The 6779-nt window shown below is 70.2% G+C and carries 6 protein-coding genes; 4 read left to right on the top strand and 2 right to left on the bottom strand.

Annotated features, from left to right (window positions below):
• Positions 1-58: 58 nt before the first annotated feature.
• Positions 59-1846, bottom strand: a complete 1788-nt coding sequence (locus HG543_RS50025) for a SpoIIE family protein phosphatase (RefSeq protein WP_169352059.1) — start codon at positions 1844-1846, stop codon at positions 59-61.
• 221 nt (positions 1847-2067) lie between these two features.
• Between HG543_RS50025 and HG543_RS50020 the strand changes: the two genes are divergently transcribed.
• The 4 genes from HG543_RS50020 to HG543_RS50005 all read left to right on the top strand — a co-directional run bounded on the left by HG543_RS50020 (position 2068) and on the right by HG543_RS50005 (position 6022).
• Positions 2068-3201: a M50 family metallopeptidase gene (locus HG543_RS50020; protein WP_169352058.1), complete on the top strand. Its 1134-nt coding sequence runs from the start codon at positions 2068-2070 to the stop codon at positions 3199-3201.
• Between the two features lie 160 nt (positions 3202-3361).
• Complete coding sequence (locus HG543_RS50015; protein ID WP_169352057.1) at positions 3362-4369, top strand: thiamine pyrophosphate-dependent enzyme; 1008 nt, start codon at positions 3362-3364, stop codon at positions 4367-4369.
• 3 nt (positions 4370-4372) lie between these two features.
• Complete coding sequence (locus HG543_RS50010; RefSeq protein ID WP_169352056.1) at positions 4373-5428, top strand: alpha-ketoacid dehydrogenase subunit beta; 1056 nt, start codon at positions 4373-4375, stop codon at positions 5426-5428.
• Between the two features lie 189 nt (positions 5429-5617).
• Positions 5618-6022, top strand: coding sequence for a GNAT family N-acetyltransferase (locus tag HG543_RS50005; RefSeq protein ID WP_246357872.1), 405 nt, complete (start codon positions 5618-5620; stop codon positions 6020-6022).
• A gap of 45 nt (positions 6023-6067) precedes the next feature.
• Here the strand turns inward: HG543_RS50005 and HG543_RS50000 are convergent, their stop codons facing one another.
• A complete protein-coding gene (locus HG543_RS50000) occupies positions 6068-6433 on the bottom strand; it encodes a TIGR02266 family protein (RefSeq protein WP_169352054.1) in 366 nt (121 codons plus the stop codon).
• Between the last annotated feature and the right edge of the window lie 346 nt (positions 6434-6779).

The raw sequence follows: 6779 nt of genomic DNA, 5'->3' as shown, positions 1-6779 counted from the left end.
GGGTGCGGGGTGTGCGGCGCATGGCGGGGTGTGGGTCCTGGAACAGGAGACGGGAAGGTCAGGCGACGGGGCTGAACTCGGCCACGACGACGGTGATGTCGTCGCGCTGCGGCTGGCCGGCGCTGTAGGCGCGCGCGTCCGCGAGCAGCGCGTCGCGCAGCGCCTCCGCGGACAGGTGGGCGTTGGCCTGCACCGCGGCGGCGAGGCGCTGGGTGCCATAGAGGCGGCCCTGCGCGTCGCGCGACTCGGTGAGGCCGTCCGTGTACCAGACCACCACGTCGCCGGGACGCAGCTGCGCCTGACGCGAGGTGAACTGGGACGTCACGGACGCGCCCAGCAGCGGCCCGCGCGCCGGCAGCGAGGCCACCTGGCCGCTGTGCTTGTTGAACACCAGCGGGCTGGGGTGCGCGCCCGCCGCGTAGTCGATGTAGCCGTTGGACACGTCGATGACGGCCAGGGCGCTGGACATCTGGTGCTCGCCGCGCCCCACGTTGGCCAGCGTCACGTTGAGGGCGGTGATGAGCATCTGCGCGTTGACCTGCGAGGGCTCGCGCAGCGTCATCGCGGAGGCGAAGCCGCTGGTGGCGCTGGTGGCCACGAGCGAGGTGGACAGGCCGTGGCCCGTCACGTCGCCGATGCCGATGACGACGCGCTGCTCGTCCAGCCCGGCGCGGAACCACCAGTCACCGCCGCACGCGTCCGCGGTGACGACGAGGCCGGCGATGCGCAGCGGGCCCACCTGCACGGCGTCGCGGCCGGGCAAGAGCGTCTCCTGCACGGTGCGCGCGAGCGACACCTCGCGCTCCAGCTGGGCCTTGGCGCGCACGTCGTCGAGCAGCACCTTGATGCGCTCGGCCATGTGGTTGAACACCACGCCCAGCGTGGCCACCTCGCGGCCGGCGCCCCGGGCCGTGCCGGCGCGGGCACCCAGGTCTCCGGCGGCCAGCTGCATCACCTTGCCGGTGAGCATGCCCAGCGGCCGGGTGATGCGCCGGCTCTGGAACGCGGCGATGACGCCCGCCAGCACCACGAAGCCCAGCCCCAGCCCCAGCATGCGCACCGTGTTGGAGCGCACCGTGGCCCGCTTGTCCTGCTCCAGCTCCTCCAGCTGCTTCTGGAGCGCGCCCAGCGAGTAGCTGAGGACGACCAGGCCCTTGCCGCTGCTGGAGCCGTAGTCGATGGGCTCTTGAATCTCGAAGACGGGCTGGTTCTGGTAGAAGGCCTCCACCAGCCGGCGCTCCGCGCTCCTCACGGCGGCGGGCTCGGGCGCGGGCTCCTTCTTCGCCTCCGGCGAGCTGTCCGCCATCCGCACCCCGTCCGGGTCGAAAATCTGCACGCGGAGGATGTTGGGGTTGGACTTGACGACGGAGCCCGCCACCTCCTCCAGGAAGGCGTAGTTGTTGTCGCGCAGGTTGGTGGCGGAGGTGAGGGCGATGGTCTGCCCCACCGTGCGGCCCAGCTCGCGGGCCTGCTCCTGGATGCGCTCCGTGGAGCGGCGGGCCGTCTCCTCGAACTGGGACTGCGTGGAGGCGACGGACAGCGCGGCCAGCAGGCCGACGATGAGCACCACCAGCGCGCCGGTGGTGAGCAGCAGGATCTGGTCCAGCCGCGGGCCCTTGATGGAGGCCACGTTGGGCAGCTCACCGGCCTCCAGTGGGGCGATGAGGGTGCTGGTGGCCTCCACATGCCCGAGGCCCAGGGGGGCGGTCAGCCGCGTGGCGGTGGCCTCGCGGGTGCCCGTGGCGGTGACCTGGCGGGTGGCCGTCCGCTCGGCCGGCGGAGGCGTGGAGTCCGGGTCGCCTTCGGGCGGGGGCGCGGGTTTCAGACGCGTGTTCGTGCTGGACAAGGGCACACCCAGGGGCTCGCGGCGGGCGCGATGTGATGAGGGAGCGGGGGGACGAGGACTGTATCGCACTTCTCCCGCTTCGCGAGGACCCCACCCCCCTCCGTTCGTCCCAGGCACGGGGGCACGGAGAACTTGCAGTGTCACTTCACGTCCGGTGCGAAGAGCGCCCCCTCCCCTTCACCGGGCGTGCTCGGGGGGCGCGGGTTAGCATTGCGTGGCGCATGCGGCCCCACTTCCATGTCGCCGGCTTTCCGGTCCGCGTCCACCCGCTCTTCTTCCTCATCTCCTTCGCCTCGGGCTGGGGGCTGCTGGAAGAGCCCGCGCGGCTGGCGCTGTGGATGGGCATCGTCTTCGTCTCCGTGCTCCTCCACGAGCTGGGCCATGCGCTGGCCTTCCGCCGCTTCGGCGGCACGGCGGCCATCGAGCTGCACGGCATGGGCGGCACCACCACCGGCAGCCAGGAGGAGCGGCTCACGCATGGGCAGTCCGCGTGGGTGAGCTTCGCCGGGCCGGGGATGGGGTTCCTGCTCGGAGGGCTCGTCTGGGTGCTGTCGCGCTACACGCCGCTGGGACAGCAGGGCGGACTGGCGGGCGAGGCGGTGCGGCAGCTCTTGTGGGTGAACGTTGGCTGGGGGCTCTTCAACCTGCTGCCCGTGCAGCCGCTGGACGGGGGCCACCTGCTGGCGTCGGCGGTGCGCGCCCGGAGCGGCTTCCGGTACGAGCGGGTGCTGCACGGTATCGGCATCGTCACGGCGGTGGGCGTGCTCGTCCTGGCCGTCCGCTGGAACATGGTGTGGATGGGGCTGCTGGCGCTGATGTTCGGCGTGATGAACTTCGAGCAGCTCCGCCGGCTGCCGAAGGAGGTCCGCGCCCCGCGCGCCGCCGCCCCACCCCGCGGCCGTGGCGCCCCGAGACGCAAGCCCGAGGCCCGCTCCGCCTCCGTGGAGCACCTGCCAGGCGAGCTGAAGAAGGCCCCCCGTGCCGCGCCTTCCGAGCGCGCCACCGAGGCCCGCCGCGCGCCCGCGCCCGTGAGGACGCCGGAGCCGGACCTGCCCGAGGGTCCGCACGACCCGGCGCTGGTGGGCGAGATGTTGTTGGACAGCGGACTGGCCTCGCTGGCGGTGCGTCCGCTCCAGAAGGCCTTCGCGGAGGCCCCCTCGCCGCGCACGGGCCACGCGCTCGTCCTGGCGCTGGTGGAGACGGGCCGCTTCAAGGACGTCGAGTCGCTGCTGTCGGGCCCGCGCGCGGCGAGCCTGTCCGACGACACGCTGGCCCTCCTCTCCCAGCGGGCCCGAAGCGCCGGCCAGGAAGCGCTGGCCACGCGCGCCGCCGCGCTGCGCCAGAAGCCCGACTAGCCGGGTCATGTTCTAACTCGAATGAGTGCCGCTGATTGCCGCGCCGCGCCAGGAGATGCCTTTTGCCTGACGGCTGGCCAGGGAGCCCTTCAGCGTCCTTGAGCGGGGGGGGCGCATCCGGGTTATAGGGGCGTCCCCTTCGAATAGAGGAAGCACGCGCGTGTCCCGTCCACGTCTCATCAAAGAAGCGTCCGCGCCGCTCCAGCTCGAAAAGGAGCTGCTGCTTCGCATTCACGACCTCATGGTCAAAACGCGCGCCCTCGAGGAGCGCCTCATCCAGATGTACAAGCAGGGCCACGGGTACTTCTGGATTGGCGGCCCCGGCGAGGAGGCGTTCAACGTCCCGCTGGGCATGCTCATGAAGAAGGGCCAGGGCCCGGCGTACGACTACCTGCACGCCCACTACCGCCAGTCCGGCACCATCCTGGCGCTGGGCGAGGAGCCCATTGGCGCGCTCCGGCAGATGAAGAACACGGCCACGGACCCGTACTCGGGCGGCCGCAACTTCGCCGGCCACTTCTCGCTGCGGAAGTACAACGTGGCGCCCGTCTCCTCGCCCATCGAGGTGCAGTACGCCATCGCCCCGGGCACGGCCATGATGCAGAAGCGCCACGGCGGTGACGGCATCACCATCGTCACCGGTGGCGACGCGGGCACGGCCGAGGGCGATTTCGCCTCGTGCCTGGTGTGGAGCACCCGCCCCGCCAACCCGCTGCCCATCCTCATCATCGTCACCAACAACAAGTGGGGCATCTCCACCGCGGGTGACGAGCAGCACGGCGAGAAGCACATCGCCGACCGCGCCCGGGGCTTCGGCATCCCCGCGAAGACCATCAACGGCAACGACCCCATCGAGGCCTACAACGAGCTCAAGGAGGCCATGGAGTACGTGCGCAAGGAGCGCAAGCCGTACTTCATCGAGGCCATGGTGTCTCGTCTGTACGGGCACTCCTCCGCCTCCGGCGCCAACTTCGTGGGCAACGAGGTGGACTGCCTCAAGGAGTTCGAGGCGCGGCTGGAGCAGGAGGGCGTCCTCACCCGGCAGCAGATGGACGACCTGAAGAACCGCTACACCGAGGAGCTGGCCGCTGCCGCCCGTCAGGTCCGCGACGAGCCCCAGCCCGACCCCGATTCCATCTGGAAGCACATCTACGCGGAGGACAAGTAACCCATGGCCAACATGGCACAGGCCATCCGGATGGCCCTCCACTACGCCGAGGAGAACCTCGGCGTGACGGACATCTTCGGCGAGGACGTCGGCATGCCGCTGGGCGGCGTCTTCACCTGCACGCAGGGCCTGAAGACGGCGTGGAACTCCCCGCTCGACGAGCGCGGCATCATCGGCGCGGCCATGGGCATCGCCATGGGCGGCGGCCGTCCCGTCGCGGAGATCCAGTTCTGCGACTACGTCTACAACACCATCGACCTGCTCAAGCTGGCGGGCAACACCTGCTGGTCCAGCAACGGCGACTGGAACATGCCCATGGTGGTGCGCACGCCGGTGGGCAGCGGCATCCGCGGGTCCATCTACCACTCGCACTCCTTCGACGCGACGATGACCCACATCCCCGGCTGGAAGGTGGTCATGCCCTCCACGCCGCTGGACGCGTACGGCCTGCTCATCACCGCCTGCAAGGAGCAGAACCCGGTGATGTTCCTCGAGCCCAAGGCGCTCCTGCGCGTCAAGGGCGAGGAGCGCATCCCCGGCGAGCCGGACGATGACCGCGCGCTGTCGAAGATGATCGACGCGCCGCTGGGCGACCGCTCGCAGTGGAAGGCGCAGTGGCCGGAGCTGCAGGAGTTCGCCATTCCCTTCGGCAAGGGCAAGCTCGTGCGCGAGGGCTCGCAGGTGACGGTGGTCAGCTACGGCCGCACCCTGCCCCTGTGCGCCAAGGCCGCCGCGACGCTGGCCGACGAGGGCATCAGCGCGGAGGTCATCGACCTGCGCTCGCTGTGGCCCTACGACTGGGAGATGATCAAGCAGTCCGTCCAGAAGACGGGCCGCGTCCTCTTCGTCAACGAGGACACCGAGGTGACCAACTTCGGCGAGCACCTGGTGCGCCGCACCGTCGAGGAGCTCTTCTTCTCGCTGCTGGCGCCGCCGCGGCTGCTGGCCGGCAAGTTCCTGCCCGGCATCGGCCTGGCGGACAGCCTGGAGATGGCGTCGGTGCCCCAGCAGAACGACATCACCGAGGCCATCCGCAAGCTCGCGGCCGAGCAGCCGTAAGCGCCGCACCCACACGAAAACCGCCCGTCGGGCTTCGGGGCCGCCGTTCCTCTTTGAAGGGACGGCGGCCCTTTCGTTAGACTCCGGACTGCCTTGTCACAACCAATCGTACGCACTGTCAGCGCCGTCGCTGGAGCCGATGCTCCCGCCTTCCGTATCCGCCGCGCCCGCCGGGGTGACGCCGAGGCCATGGCGTTGCTCCTGCGTGAGCTGGGGTATCCCCAGGGCACGGACCAGCAGACCGTGCACTGGGTGGTCAGCCATCCGGAGATTGAAATCTTCGTCGCCGGGGACCCGCAGGACCGTCCCGTGGGGATGATTTCCTTCTCCCACCGGCCGCAGCTGCGCCTGCGCGGGCGCGTGGCCACCGTGGACGAGCTGGTGGTGACGGAGACGTGGCGCCGGCGCGGCGTGGGCCGGGCGCTCATCAAGCAGATCCTGGAGCGCTGCAAGGTGCTGAGCGTCAAGCAGCTCCAGCTCGTCTCGCCCATGGCCAGCACGCCCGAGACGCGCAGCTTCTACGCCGCCTGTGGCTTCTCCGAGATTGACTCGGGTGTGTTCCGCCACCTGGAGACGGAAGAAGGCCGGCGCTAGGAAAGCGCAGCGGCCTTCTCGACGTCCCGGCCCGGCGGCCGGGGCCTACCGCTTGAAGCTGTCCACCACCCGCTGGAGCCGGAGGCGGTCGTCGTCGCTCACGTCCGTGAAGCGCACGCCAATGGCCTCCGCGTCGTCGCGCACCCAGGCGATGATGCCGGTGAGGTGGAACTCCTCGCCTTCAATCGCCATGGACAGGCGCACCTGGGCGCCCACGTCGTAGGCCTTGCGCGTGCGCAGGCACAGCCCGCCCGCGGAGATGTTGAGCGAGTACGCGCGCAGCGCGCGCGCCGCGTCCTGCTGCTGCTCGAAGCGAACCTCGAACTTCGCGGCCACGCGCTCGTCGGACCGACGGTTCGCGAATGCGCTCGGGTCCACGCCTGCCATCTCATCCACCGCCTTGGTTGTCATGCGCACCCGCTACCCCCTGTACCGCGACTGGCGTTACCGCTGACTCCACGAACTCCCACCAGGTAACGCGTCGGGTCACCCCGGGGAGTCGGGCGTCCCTCAAGTGTCGGCTGCTTCCCAGCCCCGATTCAAGGGGGCCCCTGTATCGGATTCTGTCGGCTAAGTCCCTGTGTACTTCGATTCAGGAGCTTGGGATGCACGCGCGCCTCGTGGTGTTGACTGGAACCCTCGTCCTGGCGCTCTGGGCGGCGGGATGTGACGACGACAAAAGCAATGGCCCCTCCCCGCGGGACGATGCCGGGGTGCCTGTTGACCCGGATGGTGGTGGAGCTGTCTCTTATACACA

Source organism: Pyxidicoccus fallax, from assembly GCF_012933655.1.
GTDB lineage: Bacteria > Myxococcota > Myxococcia > Myxococcales > Myxococcaceae > Myxococcus > Myxococcus fallax.
The sequence above is the reverse complement of the archived record's forward strand: the minus strand, read 5'-3'. Positions and strand labels throughout refer to the sequence as shown.